Genomic DNA, 17,462 nt, shown 5'->3' with positions numbered 1-17,462 from the left:
CATGGCTTTGACGCATGGCTGAAATCGTTCCCATGATCTCCGTATGAAGACGCTGCTGCTCGTGCGGCGGCTGTACGTGGACTTGCTCCGGTCGACCACAACCAGCTGTCGCTGACCTCATCCGGAGCCTCACGCGCCCGCGTTTCGCGGGCCGCCCGCCACCGGCCGTGCCTCGGCACGGGCCCCGCCCGGCCGCCCAGGCCGGTCGCGCGTCGGTGTCCCTCGCTCCGGGTCGAGCAACTCCCCGCCCTTTCCTCGCACCTGGAGCCCCGTCATGTCCCGTGTCCGCCTGCCCCTTGCCGCGCTCAGCCTGGCCTCCGTCTCCGGCCTCCTCCTCGCGGGCTGCTCCCAGTCCACGGACGCCTCCAAGGACTCGGGCAACACCGCCGCCTCGGCCGCGGCCGCCACCGGAGAGAAGCCCGCCCCCTTCAGCAAGGGCGACGTCAAGGTGGCCCTGGTCCGGCAGAGTGGCGCCGGCGACTACTTCGAGCAATGGGGCAACGGCGCCAAGGCGCAGGCCAAGGCCCTCGGGATCGACCTGACCGTGTACGACGCCCAGGCCGACAACGCCAAGCAGGCCACCGACCTGTCCTCGGCCATCAACTCCGGTGCGCAGGCCATCATCATCGACCACGGATTTCCGGCCACCATCCAGCCGGAGATCGACAAGGCCGTGAAGAAGGGCATCAAGGTCGTCGTCTATGACGTCGAGACCTCCACCAAGGGCGTCGTCAGCACCAAGCAGAACGACGCGAGCATGGCGCAGGCCGTCCTCGACGTGATGGCGAAGCAGGTCGGCAAGGACGCCAAGGTCGGCTACGTCAACGTCGCCGGATACGCCGCCCTCGACAAGCGCGACAGCGTCTGGAAGTCGACGGTCGACGCCCAGGGCTGGAAGCAGGAGTTCAAGGTCGGCAAGGTGACCGACTCCACGGCGACGGACAACGTGCCGCTGGTGTCCGCCGCGCTCACCCAGCACTCCGACGTGGTTGGCGTCTTCGCGCCCTACGACGAGCTTGCCAAGGGCACCGTCCTGGCCGTCCAGAACAAGAAGCTCCAGGACAAGGTGAAGGTCTTCGGCGCGGACGTCTCTAACGCCGACATCCAGAACATGACCGCCGCCGACAGCCCGTGGGTCGCCACGGCCGGCACCGACCCGTCCGCCGTCGGCGCCGCCGTCGTCCGTACGACCGCCCTGGAGCTGGCCGGTCAGCTGAACAAGACCTCCGTCGAGTTCCCGGCCGTCGCCATCACCCAGGACTTCCTGCGCGAGAAGAAGATCGAGAACATGGACCAGCTGCGCAAGGCGCTGCCCGCGCTGAACCTGGCCAGTGTCAGCACCGCCGACTGGATCGCGAATGTCGCCCACTGACGTCGGTAAAGCTCAGGCGGCCGTCAGCCTGCGGGACGTCGGCAAGTCCTTCGGCGGCAAGACGGTCCTCGCCTCCGTCTCCCTCGACATCGCCCCGGGCAGCGTGGTCGCGCTGCTCGGCGCGAACGGGGCCGGCAAGTCCACGCTGATCAAGATCCTGTCGGGCGTGCACACCGACCACAGCGGGGAAGTGCGGGTCGCCGGGGAGCCCGCGGCTCTCCAGTCCCCGCTCGCCGCCCGCCAGCTGGGCATCCAGACGGTGCACCAGCGCATCGGCGAGGGCATCGTCCCCGGCCTCACGGTCGCCGAGAACCTCGTCTTCGAGGAACTGGCACAGCAGCGCGGCAACCCCTTCCTGGGCGGACGCCGCGTGCTCGCCCGCGCCCGCGAGATCCAGGCTGCCCTCGGCCTCGACTGGAGTGACGCGGTGCTGCGCGGTGACGTCACCGAACTCGGCGTGTCCGACCGCCAGTTGCTCATCCTGGCCCGCGCCCTGGCCACCCGCCCCCGGCTGCTGATCCTCGACGAGCCCACGTCGGCGCTGTCGGCGGCCGAGGCGGAGCGGCTCTTCGCGCTCGTCGAGCGGATGCGGGACGACGGCATCGCGGTGCTCTACGTCTCCCACCGCCTCGGCGAGATCGACGCCCTCGCCGACCGCCTGGTCGTCCTGCGGGACGGGCGTCTCACCGAGGACCAGGCCAAGCCCTTCGACTGGGACACCGCCCTGCGCGCGATGCTCGCCCAGGCGCAGGAGGCGACGACGGCACGTCCGGTCCGGGAGGGCGAGCGAGGCGAAGCGCCGGAGGACGTCGCCCTGTCGCTGCGCGGCGTGCGGCTCTTCGAGGGCCGGGCGCCCCTGGACCTCGACCTGCGCGCCGGTGAAGTCACCGGCGTCGTCGGCCTGCTGGGCGCGGGCAAGACCGAGCTGGCCCGCGGCCTGTTCGGCGCCGAGCCCTTCACCGCGGGCGCCGTCGAGCTGGACGGCAAGCCCTACGAGCCCCGTCGCCCCGCCGACGCCATCCGGGCCGGCGTGCACCTGGTCCCCGAGGACCGGCACGCCGACGCCCTCGTCCCCGGCTGGTCGCTGGCCCAGAACATCTCGCTGCCGTTCCTGAAGTCGCTGTCCCGGCTCGGGCTCGTCAACACGGCGAAGGAGGACAGCCACGGCCGCGACACCATCGACGCCCTCGGCGTCGTCGCGCGCGACGAGCACAGCACCGTGGAGGAGCTGTCCGGCGGCAACCAGCAGAAGGTGGTCGTCGGCCGCTGGCTCGCGCAGAAGCCTCGCGTCCTCATCCTGGACGAGCCCTTCCGGGGGGTGGACATCGGCGCCCGCCGCGACATCGGCCGCCGCGCCCGGGCGCTGGCCGCCGAGGGGGCCGCCGTCCTCGTCCTGTCCGCCGACGTCGACGAGGTGCTGGAGGTCGCCGACCGGGTCGTCGTGCTGGCCGCCGGTGAGGTCCACCTCGACGCGTACGGCGAAGACGCGGAACGCGACCGCGTCATCCAGACCATCTCGGCGTCCGTCTGACGCCGGCCCGCCCCCACGAAGTCCAGGGAAGCACCCCATGACCATCACCCAGAGCACCGAGGTCCCCACCAAGGCGGCGATCCCGCCCGCGACCTCCACCGCCGTGCGCGTCCAGAACGCCGTCATCAAGTACGGGTTCATCTTCGTCACGGTCGCGCTCTTCCTGTACTTCGCGCTGAGCGAGGGCTCGTTCCGCGAGTCGGCGACCCTCCTCGACACCCTCCGCTACGTCTCCGTCGCCGCCATCCTCGGCCTCGGCGTCACCCTCACCATGGCCGTCGGCGGAATGGACATGTCGGTCGGCGCGGTGGCCGGACTGGGTGTCTCGGTCGCCGCCCACACGATGGTCGTCCTCAACCAGGTCGGCACGGTCGCGATCCTCGCGGTGATCGCGGCGGGCGCGCTGGCCGGCCTGCTGAACGCCCTGCTCATCGTGGTCCTGAAGATCCCCGACATGCTGGCCACCCTCGGCACCATGTTCGTCATCCAGGGCACCAAGCTCATCCTGGTCGACGGCCAGTCCATCACCCCCGGCATGACCCGGTCCGACGGCACCACCGCGCCCGGCAAGTTCACCGACGGCTTCTTGAAGATCGACCGCGGCACGGTCCTGGGCATCCCCATCTCCGTCCTGATCTTTGGCGCGCTGACGATCGTCGCCTGGGTCTTCCTCGCCCGCACCCGCTGGGGCCGCGTCCTGTACGCCATCGGCGCCAACCCCGAGGCCGCCCGCCTGGCCGGCATCCGCGTCGGCGCCTACCGGGCCCTCGCCTACGTCCTCTCCGGCGTCCTCGCCTCCATCGGCGGCCTGATCCTGGCGTCCCGCATCGGCCAGGGCGACGTGTCCGCAGGCACCTCGCAGCTGCTGGAGGCGGTCGCGGTGGCCCTTGTCGGCACCTCCGTCCTCGGCCGAGGACGCCCGAACGTCTGGGGCACGGCCCTCGGCGCCGTGCTGATCGGCATCATCACCACCGGCCTGACCATCAAGGGCCTGCCGTACTACACCCAGGACGTCGTCGAGGGCGCGGTCCTCATCCTCGCCCTGGTCTTCAGCTTCACCCTGTCCAAGCGCCGTAGCGCATAAGGAAGTTCGAGGAGTTCTGCGATGGGCTACCGCATCCTGGAGACCGACGACATCCCCGGCTACCTGCACGAGCGGGGCCACTGGGCGGACCTGGACGACATCCGGGTGCGCGAGGTGTCGGACGGCAACATGAACCGCGTCTTCCTCGCGTCGTCCGCCGACGGCACCCGCAGCCTCGCCCTCAAGCAGGCCCTGCCGTGGGTCCGCGTCGCCGGGCCGTCCTGGCCGATGAACCCCGACCGCGCCGACGCGGAGGCACGGGCGTACGAGCAGGTCGCCAAGGTCGCCCCGGACAAGATCCCGGCGATCCACGGCTACGACCCCGAGAACTACGCCCTCGTCATGGAGGACATGTCCGACCTGGAGGTGCTGCGGACCCTGCTGAACGACGGCGCGTCGTACGGCCCCCACATCTCGGCGAGGATCGGCGAGTTCGTTGCCCAGCTCTCCTTCGCCACCAGCGACTTCGGCATGCCGTCGGCCGACCGCAAGGCCCTGATCGCCGCCTCCGTCAGCCCTGAGCTGTGCAAGATCACCGAGGACGTGGTCCTGTCCGAGCCGTACATCGAGCACGAGCACAACCACTGGCACGAGGGCCTGGACGACCTGGCGGCGGAGCTCCGCGCCGACGCCCGCCTGCGCACCGAGGTCGCCGACCTCCGTCACACCTTCATGACCAGCGCCCAGGCCCTCCTCCACGGCGACCTGCACACGGGCAGCATCATGGTCGGCCAGCGTGAAGGCGCGTACGTGGTACGGGTCTTCGACCCGGAGTTCTCCTTCGTCGGCCCGATCGGCTACGACCTCGGCCTGTACTGGGCCAACGCGCTGGTGTCGGAGGAGCGCGCGCGTGCCCTCGGCGCATCGTCCGACCACGCGGACCAACTCCGCCTGTCCTGGGAGGCATTCGAGACGGAGTTCCGGCGCCTGTGGCCGACCCGCGTCGACACGTTCTTCGACGACGCCTACCTCGACCGCTTCCTGCGCCGCGTGTGGACGGAGTCCCTCGGTTTCGCCGGCACGGAGATCATCCGCCGCATCATCGGCTTCGCCCACCTGACGGACCTGACGACGCTGCCGGACCCGGTGCCGGCGTCCCGCAGGGCCCTGGTGATCGGGCGCGAACTGATCGTCCGCCGCGATGAGTTGGGCAACCCGAACGCTGTACGGGCGGTAGTGCAGCCAACCTGAAGGGGCGCGGGGCTGTATCAATTTGCGGCTCCGCCGCGTGGGCGCGACCAGCCCCCACCGACCCGCAGACGAAACACAACGCACCGGCATACGAAAGGGGCGGCTCCGTCGGCATGGAGCCGCCCCTTCCGGTGGTGGCCGGCCCCGGTGCGGAAGAAACGGGGCCGCCCTCGTGCGGTCCGGCCCGGTCAGGGGAGTGGCCGAACCCTGCGCCGAGGGAGGCTCATCCGGCGAAACCCTCCCTCGGCGCGACCGAGGTCACTTCTTGTCGAGCAGGTCCTGCACCTTCGCCCGCACGTCGTCCGAGGCCAGACCCCGGATCGTCAACGTCGTACGGCGGCGCAGCACGTCGTCCTGCGTCTCGGCCCACTCGTTGTCCCGGGCGTAGACGACCTGGGCCCAGATCTCCGGGGCGTCCGGGTGGACGCGCTCGCCCAGCTCCGGGTTCTCGTTGGCGAGGCGGGCGATGTCGAAGGCCAGGGAGCCGTAGTGGGTCGCCAGGTGCTTCGCCGTGTCCGCCGCCATGCGCGGGCCCGGCGCCGGGCGGTCGGTCAGCAGACGGTGCGCGACCGCGCGCGGGTTGGCGATGCCCGGCAGCGGCAGCTTCTTCGGCAGCGAGGCGATCGGCTCGAAGTCGTCGCCCAGCGGGTGGCCCGGCAGCGCCTCCAGCTTCTTCATGATCGTGCGGCCGATGTGCCGGAAGGTCGTCCACTTGCCGCCCGCGACGGACAGCATGCCGCCGGTGCCCTCGGTCACGACCGTCTCGCGCTTGGCCTTCGCGGTGTCGCCGGGGCCGCCGGGCAGCACACGCAGACCCGCGAAGGCGTACGTGATGAGGTCCCGGTCGAGCTGCTGGTCCCGGATGGAGAACGCGGCCTCGTCGAGTATCTGGGCCGTGTCCTTCTCGGTGACCGCGACGTCCGCCGGGTCGCCCTCGAACTCCTCGTCCGTGGTGCCCAGCAGGAGCATGTCCTCCCAGGGCAGGGCGAAGGTGATGCGGTACTTGTCGATCGGGGTCGCGAGCGCGGCCTTCCAGGGCGCGGTCCGCTTCAGGACCAGGTGCGCGCCCTTCGACAGCCGGATCGAGGGCGCCGCGTTCGGGTCCTCCATCTTGCGCAGGTGGTCGACCCAGGGGCCGGTCGCGTTGAGCACGAGACGGGCGTTGACCCCGAACTCGTCACCGGACAGGCGGTCCTTGAGGTCCGCGCCGGTCACCCGGCCCTTGGTGAAGCGCAGGCCGGTGACCTCGGCGTGGTTGAGCACGACCGCGCCCGCCTCGACGGCCCCGCGGACCGTCATCAGCGCCATGCGCGCGTCGTTCATCTGGTCGTCGCCGTAGACGGCCACGGCCTTGAGGTTGTCGGTGCGCAGCTCCGGCACGTCCTGTGCCGCCTTGGCGGGGGACAGGAGGTGACCGACGCCGTCGCCGAAGGCGGACAGCGCGGAGTAGGCGAAGACGCCCGCCCCGAGCTTCGCGGCGCCGTGCGGACCGCCCTTGTACACGGGGAGGTAGAACGTGAGCGGGTTCGCCAGGTGGGGGGCCACCTGGCGGGAGACCGCACGGCGCTCGAAGTGGTTCTCCGCCACCAGCTTCACCGCGCCGGTCTGCAGGTAGCGCAGACCGCCGTGGAGCAGCTTGGAGGAGGCGGAGGAGGTGGCGCCGGCGAAGTCACCGGCGTCGACCAGAGCCACCCTGAGGCCGGACTGCGCGGCGTGCCAGGCGGTGGAGATGCCCAGGATGCCGCCGCCGATCACGAGAAGGTCGTACGACGCCTTGGCGAGCTGCTCCCGGGTCTCGGCGCGGCTCGGGTTGGAGCCGGAGGCCGGGCGCGTACCGAGGGCAGGCACGGACTGCAGGGTGGTCTGACTGGTCATTTCGGGTTCTTACTCCTCATCAGAGTTCGAGAGCTGGCGAGGGCTGTGGTCAGCTCTCGTCGTCCTCGATCCAGCCCATGGTCCGCTCGACGGCCTTGAGCCAGTTCTTGTACTCACGGTCGCGGGTCTCCGCGTCCATGTGGGGGGTCCACTCGGCGGCCCGGCGCCAGTTGGAGCGCAGTTCGTCGGTACCGGACCAGAAGCCGACGGCGAGACCGGCGGCGTAGGCGGCGCCGAGGCAGGTGGTCTCGGCGACCATCGGGCGCACCACGGGTGCGTCCAGGACGTCCGAGAGGGTCTGCATCAGCAGGTTGTTGGAGGTCATGCCGCCGTCGACCTTCAGGGCCACCAGCTCGTCGCCGGAGTCCTTGACCATGGCGTCGGCGATCTCCCGCGTCTGCCACGCGGTCGCCTCCAGGACGGCACGCGCGAGGTGCGCCTTGGTGACGTACCGGGTCAGGCCGGCGATCACACCGCGGGCGTCGGAGCGCCAGTGCGGGGCGAACAGGCCGGAGAAGGCCGGTACGAAGTAGGCGCCGCCGTTGTCCTCGACCGAGAGCGCGAGCGTCTCGATCTCGGCGGCGGTGGAGATCAGGCCCATCTGGTCGCGCATCCACTGCACCAGCGAGCCGGTGACGGCGATCGAACCCTCGAGGGCGTACACCGTCGGCTGGTCGCCGATCTTGTAGCCGACCGTGGTCAGCAGGCCCGCGTACGAGTTGATGATCTTGTCACCGGTGTTCATCACCATGAAGGTGCCGGTGCCGTACGTCGACTTGACCTCGCCCTCGGAGAAACAGGTCTGGCCGAACAGGGCCGCCTGCTGGTCGCCGAGCGCCGAGGCGACCGGGATGCCGCCGAGCAGGTCGCCCAGCTTGCCGCCGGTGACCTCGCCGTAGACCTCGGCGGAGGAGCGGATCTCCGGCAGGATCTGCAGCGGCACGCCGATCGACTCGGCGATCTTGTCGTCCCACTCCATGGTGTGGAGGTTCATCAGCATGGTGCGGGAGGCGTTGGTGACGTCGGTGACGTGCTTGCCGCCGTTGACACCGCCGGTCAGGTTCCAGATGACCCAGGTGTCCATGGTGCCGAAGAGGATGTCACCGGCCTCGGCGCGCTCCTTGAGGCCCTCGACGTTGTCCAGCAGCCAGCGGGCCTTCGGACCGGCGAAGTAGGAGGCGAGGGGAAGGCCGGTCTCGCGGCGGAAGCGGTCCTGGCCGACGTTGCGGCCGAGCTCCTTGCAGAGCGCGTCGGTGCGGGTGTCCTGCCAGACGATGGCGTTGTGGACGGGCTCACCGGTGTTCTTGTCCCACAGCACGGTGGTCTCGCGCTGGTTGGTGATGCCGATGGCCTTGATGTCGTCACGCGTGATGCCGGCCTTGGCGATCGCTCCGGCGACGACCTCCTGGACGTTGGTCCAGATCTCGGTGGCGTTGTGCTCGACCCAGCCCGGCTTCGGGAAGATCTGCTCGTGCTCCTTCTGGTCGACGGAGACGATACGGCCGTCCCGGTCGAAGACGATGCAGCGGCTGGAGGTGGTGCCCTGGTCGATGGCGGCGATGAAGGGGCCGGCGGTGTGCGCGTCGGTCACTGTGTGCTCCTGGAAGTTCCGTGGTTATGGGGCTTTACGTACGGCGCGTGCTGAGAGTTTCGGTGCTTCTCACTCGAACGGGTGAAGCTCGTACTCCTAAGCAAAAGCGACGTTGTAGATGCCTGCAGCGATGGCGCCGCCGATCAGCGGACCGACCACCGGGATCCAGGCGTAGCCCCAGTCGGAGCCGCCCTTGTTGGGCAGGGGCAGAAGAGCGTGCACGATACGCGGGCCGAGGTCACGGGCCGGGTTGATCGCGTAGCCGGTCGGGCCGCCGAGGGACAGACCGATCGAGACGACGACGAGTGCGGTGATCAGGGCGCCCAGGGTGCCCAGGCCCTTGCCGCTGTCGTTCAGGCCCTGGGTGAGGACCGCGAGGACCAGCACGACGGTGCCGATGATCTCCGTGGCGAGGTTCTGCACCACGTTCCGGATCTCGGGACCGGTGGAGAAGATGCCCAGGACCGGGCCGGCGCCCTTCTCCTGTGCCTCGACCGCCTTGGCCGCGGTGGCCTGCGCGCCCGGGCCGCCGACGATCTCCTTGTCGGTGAGGTGCGCGTGGAACTGGCCGTAGTAGGCGACCCAGACCAGAGCGGCACCGATCATGGCGCCGAGGAACTGTCCGGCGAAGTACGTCGGAACGTTGCTCCAGTCGTTGTCCTTGATCGCGAGCGCGACCGTCACGGCCGGGTTCAGGTGGGCACCGGACAGCGGTGCCGAGGTGTAGACCGCCGTGAGCACTGCGAAGCCCCACCCGAAGGTGATGGCGAGCCAGCCGGCGTTGCGGGCCTTGGAGGCCTTCAGCGTGACGGCCGCGCAGACGCCGCCGCCGAGCAGGATGAGTATGGCGGTACCGATGGTCTCGCCGATGAAGATGTCGGAGCTGGACACCCGCGACTCCTTTGTCCTTCGTCCAGGGAAGCCGAACCCCGGGTCCCACCGGTGGTTCGCGTTGCCCTCGGGGGTGAGGGCGATGACGGTCCTTGGCGTTGTCACACTCTAGCGTGTATTGCCGGTAGCTGTTCGACAATGCCGACCGATGGACGGGAGTCTTGCTCCGGCGTCACGTGTGCGTCAAGAGTCGTGTCGTTGAATGCGCGATCGTTGTTGGTTGTGTTGATTTATCGACATGGCCATGGCGTTGCCGACTCATGGAGAAGGCCGGAACGTCCACGACGTCCCGGCAACCGCTTTCGTCCCGTGAGGGCCCTCAGAACCGTCCGGCGCCCAGATCCCGCGACACCGCGCGGGCACAGTCCCGTACCGCCGCGATCAGCTCATGACGCAGCTCGCCGTCCCGGCCCAGCCGCTCCACGGCGCCGGTGATGCCGACCGCGCCCACGGGCATACGGCGCCGGTCGTGGATGGGGGCGGCGACCGAGGCGACGCCCTCCCAGGTCTCCTCGACGTCGGCGGCGTAGCCACGCGCGCGTGTCATGTCGAGGATGTGCTCGAAGGCGTCCAGCTCGCACACGGTGCGGTCCGTGAAGGCCTTGCGGTCGGCCTCGATCGCCTCGCTGTGCGCGACCGGGTCGTACGCCGACAGCACCTTGCCCAGGGCCGTGGAGTGCAGCGGCTGCATGGCCCCGATCTCCAGCACCTGCCGGCTGTCGTCGGGGCGGAAGACGTGGTGGACGATCAGCACGCCCTGTTGGTGCAGGACGCCCAGGTAGACGCTCTCCCCGCTGGAGCGGGCCAGGTCGTCCGTCCACACCAGGGCGCGCGCCCGCAGCTCGTGCACGTCCAGATAGGTGGTGCCCAGGCGCAGCAGCTCGGCGCCCAGCTGGTAGCGCCCGGAGGCGTCGTCCTGCTCGACGAAGCCCTCCTGCTGGAGGGTGCGCAGAATCCCGTGGGCCGTGCCCTTGGCGAGGCCCAGCGAGGAGGCGATGTCCGACAGGCCGAGGCGTCGCTCGCCGCCCGCGAGGAGCCGCAGCATCGCGGCCGCCCGTTCGAGCGACTGGATGTTCCGTGCCATCGCCGTGCTGCCTCCGTCCCCTTCGACCGTCGACCCGCGACGTCGCTGCCGCCGTTCGGCAATGTCGAACACTACCGGTCGATGCCGACCTCCCGCTAATGGTCCGTCGGTATCCGTCCGCTGCTGTTGTGTCACCCGTATTCGGCAGTCGGCCTACCGGACATCCTCGTCCCTCCCGTCCCGCCCCGTGGACGCCCCTGACCATCCGAGAGCGGTCCCGGCTACGCTGACGGCGTGCGCCCGCTGTGGAAAAGTCCCACGAGGGCGCAAAGCCGACAGCCGTCGCACTCCAGGGAGCCCTTACATGGCCTCGTTGCCAACGACCCCTTCCGCCGACAGCCGGACCCGTGCGTCCGCCCTCCGCGAGGCGCTCGCCACCCGTGTGGTGGTCGCCGACGGAGCGATGGGCACCATGCTCCAGGCACAGGAGCCCACACTGGAGGACTTCCAGCAGCTCGAGGGCTGCAACGAGGTCCTGAACGTGACCCGCCCGGACATCGTCCGCTCGGTGCACTCCGAGTATTTCGACGCGGGTGTCGACTGCGTCGAGACGAACACCTTCGGCGCGAATCTCACCGCGCTGGGCGAGTACGACATCCCCGAGCGCATCGTCGAGCTGTCCGAGTCCGGCGCCCGTATCGCCCGCGAGACGGCCGACGAGTACGCCGCCCGCGACGGGCGGCAGCGCTGGGTGCTCGGCTCGATCGGCCCGGGCACCAAGCTGCCCACGCTCGGTCACACGACCTTCGGCGCCATCCGCGACGCCTACCAGCAGAACGCCGAGGGCCTGCTGGCCGGCGGCGCCGACGCGCTCCTGGTGGAGACCACCCAGGACCTGCTGCAGACCAAGGCGTCCGTCCTCGCCGCCCGCCGGGCGATGGAGACGGCCGGGTACGACGTCCCGCTGATCGTGTCGGTGACCGTGGAGACGACCGGCACGATGCTGCTCGGCTCCGAGATCGGCGCCGCGCTGACCGCGCTGGAGCCGCTCGGCATCGACATGATCGGCCTCAACTGCGCGACCGGCCCGGCCGAGATGAGCGAGCACCTGCGCTACCTCGCCCGGCACTCCCGCATCCAGCTGTCCTGCATGCCCAACGCGGGCCTGCCGGTGCTGACCAAGGACGGCGCGCACTACCCGCTGACCGCACCGGAGCTGGCCGACGCGCAGGAGAACTTCGTCCGCGACTACGGCCTCTCCCTGATCGGCGGCTGCTGCGGCACGACCCCCGAGCACCTGCGCCAGGTCGTCGACCGCGTCCGCGACCTCACGCCCTCCGAGCGCGACCCGCGCCCCGAGCCCGGCGCCGCCTCGCTGTACCAGACGGTCCCGTTCCGTCAGGACACCGCGTACATGGCGATCGGTGAGCGGACGAACGCGAACGGGTCGAAGAAGTTCCGTGAGGCGATGCTGGAGGCCCGCTGGGACGACTGTGTGGAGATGGCCCGCGACCAGATCCGCGAGGGCGCGCACATGCTGGACCTGTGCGTGGACTACGTCGGCCGCGACGGTGTGGCGGACATGGAGGAGCTCGCGGGCCGCTTCGCCACCGCCTCGACCCTGCCGATCGTGCTGGACTCCACCGAGGTAGACGTCATCCAGGCCGGCCTGGAAAAGCTCGGCGGCCGCGCGGTCATCAACTCCGTCAACTACGAGGACGGCGACGGCCCCGAGTCGCGGTTCGCGAAGGTCACCAAGCTCGCCCAGGAACACGGCGCCGCGCTGATCGCGCTGACCATCGACGAGGAGGGCCAGGCCCGCAGCCCGCAGAAGAAGGTCGAGATCGCCGAACGGCTCATCGACGACCTCACCGGCAACTGGGGCATCCACGAGTCGGACATCCTCATCGACACCCTGACCTTCACCATCTGCACCGGCCAGGAGGAATCCCGGGGCGACGGCATCGCCACCATCGAGGCGATCCGCGAACTCAAGCGCCGCCGCCCCGACGTCCAGACCACCCTCGGCCTGTCGAACATCTCCTTCGGCCTGAACCCGGCCGCCCGCATCCTGCTCAACTCGGTGTTCCTGGACGAGTGTGTGAAGGCGGGTCTGGACTCGGCGATCGTGCACGCGTCGAAGATCCTGCCGATCGCGCGCTTCGACGAGGAGCAGGTCACCACGGCCCTGGATCTGATCTACGACCGCCGCAGTGAGGGCTATGACCCGCTGCAGAAGCTGATGGCGCTGTTCGAGGGCGCCACGGCGAAGTCGCTGAAGGCGGGCAAGGCCGAGGAACTCGCCGCCCTCCCGCTGGAGGAGCGCCTCAAGCGGCGGATCATCGACGGGGAGAAGAACGGCCTGGAGACCGACCTCGACGACGCCCTGCAGACCCGTTCGGCACTGGACATCGTCAACGAGACGCTGCTGGACGGCATGAAGGTCGTCGGTGAGCTGTTCGGTTCCGGCCAGATGCAGCTGCCGTTCGTGCTGCAGTCCGCCGAGGTCATGAAGACGGCCGTCGCCTACCTCGAACCGCACATGGAGAAGACGGACGCGGACGGCAAGGGCACCATCGTGCTGGCCACGGTGCGCGGGGACGTGCACGACATCGGCAAGAACCTCGTCGACATCATCCTGTCCAACAACGGCTACAACGTGGTCAATCTGGGCATCAAGCAGCCGGTCTCGGCGATCCTGGAGGCCGCCGAGGAGCACCGGGCGGATGTGATCGGCATGTCCGGGCTGCTGGTGAAGTCCACGGTGATCATGAAGGAGAACCTGGAGGAGCTCAACCAGCGCGGCCTGGCGGCGAACTACCCGGTCATCCTCGGCGGCGCGGCCCTCACCCGCGCCTATGTCGAGCAGGACCTGCACGAGCTGTACGAGGGCGAAGTCCGCTACGCGCGGGACGCGTTCGAGGGCCTGCGCCTGATGGACGCGCTGATCGGCGTCAAGCGCGGTGTGCCGGGTGTGAAGCTGCCCGACCTCAAGCAGCGCCGGGTGCGCGCGACTTCCGCCGTCGCGGTGGAGGAACGCCCCGAGGAGGGCCACGTCCGCTCCGACGTCGCCACCGACAACCCGGTCCCCGAGCCGCCGTTCCGCGGCACCCGCGTCATCAAGGGCATCCAGCTCAAGGAGTACGCCTCCTGGCTCGACGAGGGTGCCCTCTTCAAGGGCCAGTGGGGCCTGAAGGAGAGCCGCGCCGGAGACGGTCCGTCGTACCAGGAACTCGTCGAGACCGAGGGCCGCCCGCGGCTGCGCGGTCTGCTCGACAAGCTCCAGACGGACAACCTCCTGGAGGCGGCCGTGGTCTACGGCTACTTCCCGTGCGTCTCCAAGGACGACGACCTGATCCTGCTGGACGAACACGGCAACGAACGCACCCGCTTCACCTTCCCGCGCCAGCGCCGCGGACGCCGCCTGTGCCTCGCGGACTTCTTCCGCCCGCAGGAGTCGGGCGAGACCGACGTCGTCGGCCTCCAGGTCGTCACCGTGGGCTCGCGGATCGGGGAGGAGACGGCCCGCATGTTCGAGGCCAACGCCTACCGCGACTACCTCGAACTGCACGGCCTGTCCGTCCAGCTGGCCGAGGCCCTCGCCGAGTACTGGCACGCGCGCGTGCGCAGTGAGCTGGGCTTCGCCGGTGAGGATCCTGCCGACATCGAGGACATGTTCTCGCTGAAGTACCGGGGCGCCCGCTTCTCCCTCGGCTACGGTGCCTGCCCGAACCTGGAGGACCGTGCCAAGATCGCCGACCTGCTCCAGCCGGAGCGCATCGGCGTCCACCTCTCCGAGGAGTTCCAGCTGCACCCCGAGCAGTCCACGGACGCCATCGTGATCCACCACCCCGAGGCGAAGTACTTCAACGCCCGCTGACACCCGCTGAAGAATCCGCCCGGGGCCGTGTTAGGCCGTTCGGCGCATGCCCATCGGCGCACGTCAGAGCGTCCCCTGGCGGAATTCAGGGTGTGCCCGGGGCCACGCCGAATAAACGAGGCACTTCGGCCGGGACGGACGTACACTGGTCGGTCCACCGCAGGCCGGTTCCCTTGCTGGGAACCGGCCTGATCGCCCCTTCAAGGAGGTACGTGGATGACCAGCACGGTCCCCGCGCGAGCAACCCGTACGGCCGAAGGCTCAGCCCTGCAAGCCGTCCTCCTCGACATGGACGGAACCCTGGTGGACACCGAGGGCTTCTGGTGGGACGTCGAGGTCGAGGTCTTCGCCGGCCTCGGTCGTACCCTCGACGAGACCTGGCGCCATGTCGTGGTCGGCGGCCCCATGAGCCGCAGCGCGGGGTTCCTGATCGAGGCCACCGGCGCCGACATCACCCTCGCCGAGCTCACGGTGCTGCTGAACGAGGGCTTCGAGGACCGCATCGACCGCGCCCTGCCGCTGATGCCGGGAGCCGCCCGGCTGCTGGCCGAGCTGGCCGAGTACGAGATCCCCACGGCCCTGGTCTCCGCCTCGCACCGGCGCATCATCGACCGTGTGCTCACCGCGCTCGGCCCCCAGCACTTCGCGCTGACCGTCGCCGGTGACGAGGTGGTGCGCACCAAGCCGCACCCGGACCCGTACCTGTTGGCCGCGGCGGGACTCGGCGCCGACCCGGCCCGCTGCGCGGTCGTCGAGGACACGGCGACCGGCGTCGCCGCGGCCGAGGCGGCGGGCTGCCATGTGGTGGCCGTGCCCTCGGTGGCACCGATCGCCCCGGCCGCCCGGCGCACCGTGGTGACGTCGCTTGAAGAGGTCGATCTGGCATTTCTGCGCGGTCTGATGGTGGCGTGACAACGGAAATGCGCATGCCGTTCACGCAGCGTGCAGCATCGATAGCGGGGAATTCCGCAAGGAAATTCGAATGTGCTGGAAGGCTGAATTCCGGCACACGCCAAGACCGTTCAGTTTGTGACGTTCAACACTTTGCCAGGGGTCTACGGGTGTCCCGCGTCGTGCCGCCCGCCCTCAACGGAGGGCTTTGAGCGCTCCCTTGTGTCCCGATTGATGGGACGGTGCACGAATCCTTCCCCTGTCAGTTCTCCGTTGTGTTCGCACCCCGTTCCGCTCTGTGACGGATCCTTAACTCCGGTGGCGGTGAACCGTCCTGCGGGCGCGGACTAATCTCGACGCGAGAACATCGCACTTACCCCGTGATCCGCTGCGACACCCCTGCATGCCGGGTACACGGAGTCGACAGCTGGAGAAACCCGAGCATGAACCGCAAGACTTTGGTGCTGCCGGCCGTCATCGGCCTGCTCGCGCCGGTTCTCGCCGCCTGTGGCGGAACCGACAGCGGCGGCAGCGGCGACGCGATCGTTGTCGGCACCACGGACACGTTCACTGCCTCGAAGGACGCTCCCGCACCGCTCGACCCGGCCTTCGCCTACGACGTCGGCACCTGGAACATCCTGCGCCAGACCGTGCAGACCCTGATGATCCAGCCGCGCGGCGAGGGCGACCCGGTCCCCGAGGCCGCCGAGAGCTGCGGCTTCACCGACAGTGGCAACGAACGCTACGCCTGCACCCTGCGCGAGGGTCTGAAGTTCGCGAACGGCGACGCCGTCACCGCCGAGGACGTGAAGTACTCCATCGACCGCGCCCGCTCCCTCAAGGCCGACAGCGGCGTCTTCGCGCTGCTGTCCACCATCGACACCGTCGAGACGCAGGGCGACCGCGAGGTCATCTTCCACCTCAGGACCGCCGACGCCACCTTCCCCTTCAAGCTGTCCACCCCGGTCGCCGGAATCGTCGACCCGGACACCTACGCCAAGGACAAGCTGCGCGACGGCTTCGAGGTCGACGGCTCCGGCCCGTACACCCTCCAGGCCGAGGTCAAGAGCGACGAGCTGGTCTCCGCCGTGTTCACCAAGAACCCCGACTACAAGGGGAGTCTGACGGTGAACAACGACAAGGTGGAACTGCGCAACTTCGCGGACGCCGACGACATGGGCACCGCCCTCACCAAGGGCGACATCGACCTGATGACCCGCACCATGTCGCCGGAACAGATCCAGAAGCTGTCGGCCGACTCCGACGACACCGTCGACCTCGTCGACATGGCCGGCCTGGAGATCCGCTACCTGGCCTTCAACACCAACGACTCGTCCGTCCGCACCAAGGCCGTCCGCCAGGCGATGGCGCAGGTCATCGACCGCGGCGAACTCGTCTCCAAGGTCTACGGCTCCCAGGCCGAACCGCTGTACTCGCTGGTCCCGGCCAGCATCACGGGCCACTCCAACTCGTTCTTCAACAAGTACGGCGACCCGAGCGCCGGCAAGGCCAAGTCCCTGCTGGAGAAGGCCGGCATCACCACCCCGGTGAAGCTGACGCTGCACTACACCACCGACCACTACGGTCCGGCCACGAAGAAGGAGTTCGAGCTGCTGCAGAAGCAGCTCAACGACAGCGGCCTGTTCGACGTCAAGATCGAGGGCACCCCCTGGGCGACGTTCCGCCCCGCCGAGCAGAAGGGCGAGTACGAGGTCTACGGCATGGGCTGGTTCCCGGACTTCCCGGACGCCGACAACTACCTCGCGCCGTTCCTCGACAAGGACAACTTCCTCGGCTCGCCGTACGCCAACAGCACGATTCGCAACACCCTCATCCCGGAGTCCCGCCGCGCGGCCGACCGGCTGGCCGCAGTCGCCAGCGTGACGGAGATCCAGGACATCGTCGCGGGCGACGTGCCCGTGATCCCGCTGTGGCAGGGCAAGCAGTACGTCGCCGCGGGCGACGACGTCACGGGTACGGCGTATGCGCTCAACTCCTCCTCCACCCTTCAGCTGTGGGAGCTCGGCCGTGGCGTGAGCGGCTGACGTCTCTCCGTGCCCGGCGCCTGGACCAGGGCGCCGGGTCGGCCCGGGAACCAGGATGCGGCCCGGGCTTCTCACAACCGACGACAA

Annotated in this window: 11 protein-coding genes; 7 read left to right on the top strand and 4 right to left on the bottom strand. The window is 69.4% G+C overall.

Features of this window, described 5'->3' with window-relative positions:
* The first annotated feature begins 274 nt into the window (after window positions 1–274).
* Genes ACIA8X_RS22530 through mtnK form a run of 4 tightly spaced genes read left to right on the top strand, consistent with a single transcriptional unit; the run spans window position 275 to window position 5,178 of the window.
* Entirely contained in the window at window positions 275–1,372 is a 1,098-nt protein-coding gene (locus ACIA8X_RS22530; RefSeq protein ID WP_393457698.1) for a substrate-binding domain-containing protein, read from the top strand.
* Entirely contained in the window at window positions 1,359–2,903 is a 1,545-nt protein-coding gene (locus ACIA8X_RS22525) for a sugar ABC transporter ATP-binding protein (RefSeq protein ID WP_399458950.1), read from the top strand. The genes ACIA8X_RS22530 and ACIA8X_RS22525 overlap by 14 nt, the downstream gene beginning before the upstream one ends.
* 37 nt (window positions 2,904–2,940) lie before the next feature.
* Window positions 2,941–3,987, top strand: coding sequence for an ABC transporter permease (locus ACIA8X_RS22520; RefSeq protein WP_393457692.1), 1,047 nt, complete (start codon window positions 2,941–2,943; stop codon window positions 3,985–3,987).
* Between the two features lie 21 nt (window positions 3,988–4,008).
* A complete protein-coding gene (gene mtnK, locus ACIA8X_RS22515) occupies window positions 4,009–5,178 on the top strand; it encodes an S-methyl-5-thioribose kinase (RefSeq protein ID WP_399458949.1) in 1,170 nt (389 codons plus the stop codon).
* Window positions 5,179–5,436: 258 nt separating this feature from the next.
* On the opposite strand, the gene ACIA8X_RS22510 is transcribed toward mtnK, so the two are convergent.
* The 4 genes from ACIA8X_RS22510 to ACIA8X_RS22495 all read right to left on the bottom strand — a co-directional run bounded on the left by ACIA8X_RS22510 (window position 5,437) and on the right by ACIA8X_RS22495 (window position 10,619).
* Entirely contained in the window at window positions 5,437–7,053 is a 1,617-nt protein-coding gene (locus tag ACIA8X_RS22510) for an FAD-dependent oxidoreductase (RefSeq protein ID WP_393457686.1), read from the bottom strand.
* Window positions 7,054–7,102: 49 nt separating this feature from the next.
* The gene (gene glpK, locus ACIA8X_RS22505) at window positions 7,103–8,644 is read right to left on the bottom strand and encodes a glycerol kinase GlpK (protein WP_393457683.1); all 1,542 of its coding nucleotides are present in this window, start codon (window positions 8,642–8,644) and stop codon (window positions 7,103–7,105) included.
* Between the two features lie 96 nt (window positions 8,645–8,740).
* Entirely contained in the window at window positions 8,741–9,535 is a 795-nt protein-coding gene (locus ACIA8X_RS22500; RefSeq protein WP_093911085.1) for an MIP/aquaporin family protein, read from the bottom strand.
* A 319-nt stretch (window positions 9,536–9,854) separates the two neighbouring features.
* Window positions 9,855–10,619, bottom strand: coding sequence for an IclR family transcriptional regulator (locus ACIA8X_RS22495; protein ID WP_093911086.1), 765 nt, complete (start codon window positions 10,617–10,619; stop codon window positions 9,855–9,857).
* 304 nt (window positions 10,620–10,923) lie between these two features.
* On the opposite strand from ACIA8X_RS22495, the gene metH reads away from it, so the two are divergent.
* From metH to ACIA8X_RS22480, 3 genes are all read left to right on the top strand, one after another.
* The gene (gene metH / locus ACIA8X_RS22490; protein ID WP_393457678.1) at window positions 10,924–14,439 is read left to right on the top strand and encodes a methionine synthase; all 3,516 of its coding nucleotides are present in this window, start codon (window positions 10,924–10,926) and stop codon (window positions 14,437–14,439) included.
* Between the two features lie 216 nt (window positions 14,440–14,655).
* On the top strand, window positions 14,656–15,351 hold the full coding sequence (locus tag ACIA8X_RS22485; RefSeq protein ID WP_393457675.1) for an HAD family hydrolase: 696 nt from the start codon (window positions 14,656–14,658) through the stop codon (window positions 15,349–15,351).
* Window positions 15,352–15,773: 422 nt separating this feature from the next.
* Entirely contained in the window at window positions 15,774–17,375 is a 1,602-nt protein-coding gene (locus tag ACIA8X_RS22480; protein ID WP_393457672.1) for an ABC transporter substrate-binding protein, read from the top strand.
* Window positions 17,376–17,462 lie beyond the last annotated feature (87 nt).

Origin of the sequence: Streptomyces sp. NPDC051738, from assembly GCF_044453205.1 — a bacterium.
Classification (GTDB): domain Bacteria; phylum Actinomycetota; class Actinomycetes; order Streptomycetales; family Streptomycetaceae; genus Streptomyces.
The sequence above is the reverse complement of the archived record's forward strand: the minus strand, read 5'-3'. Positions and strand labels throughout refer to the sequence as shown.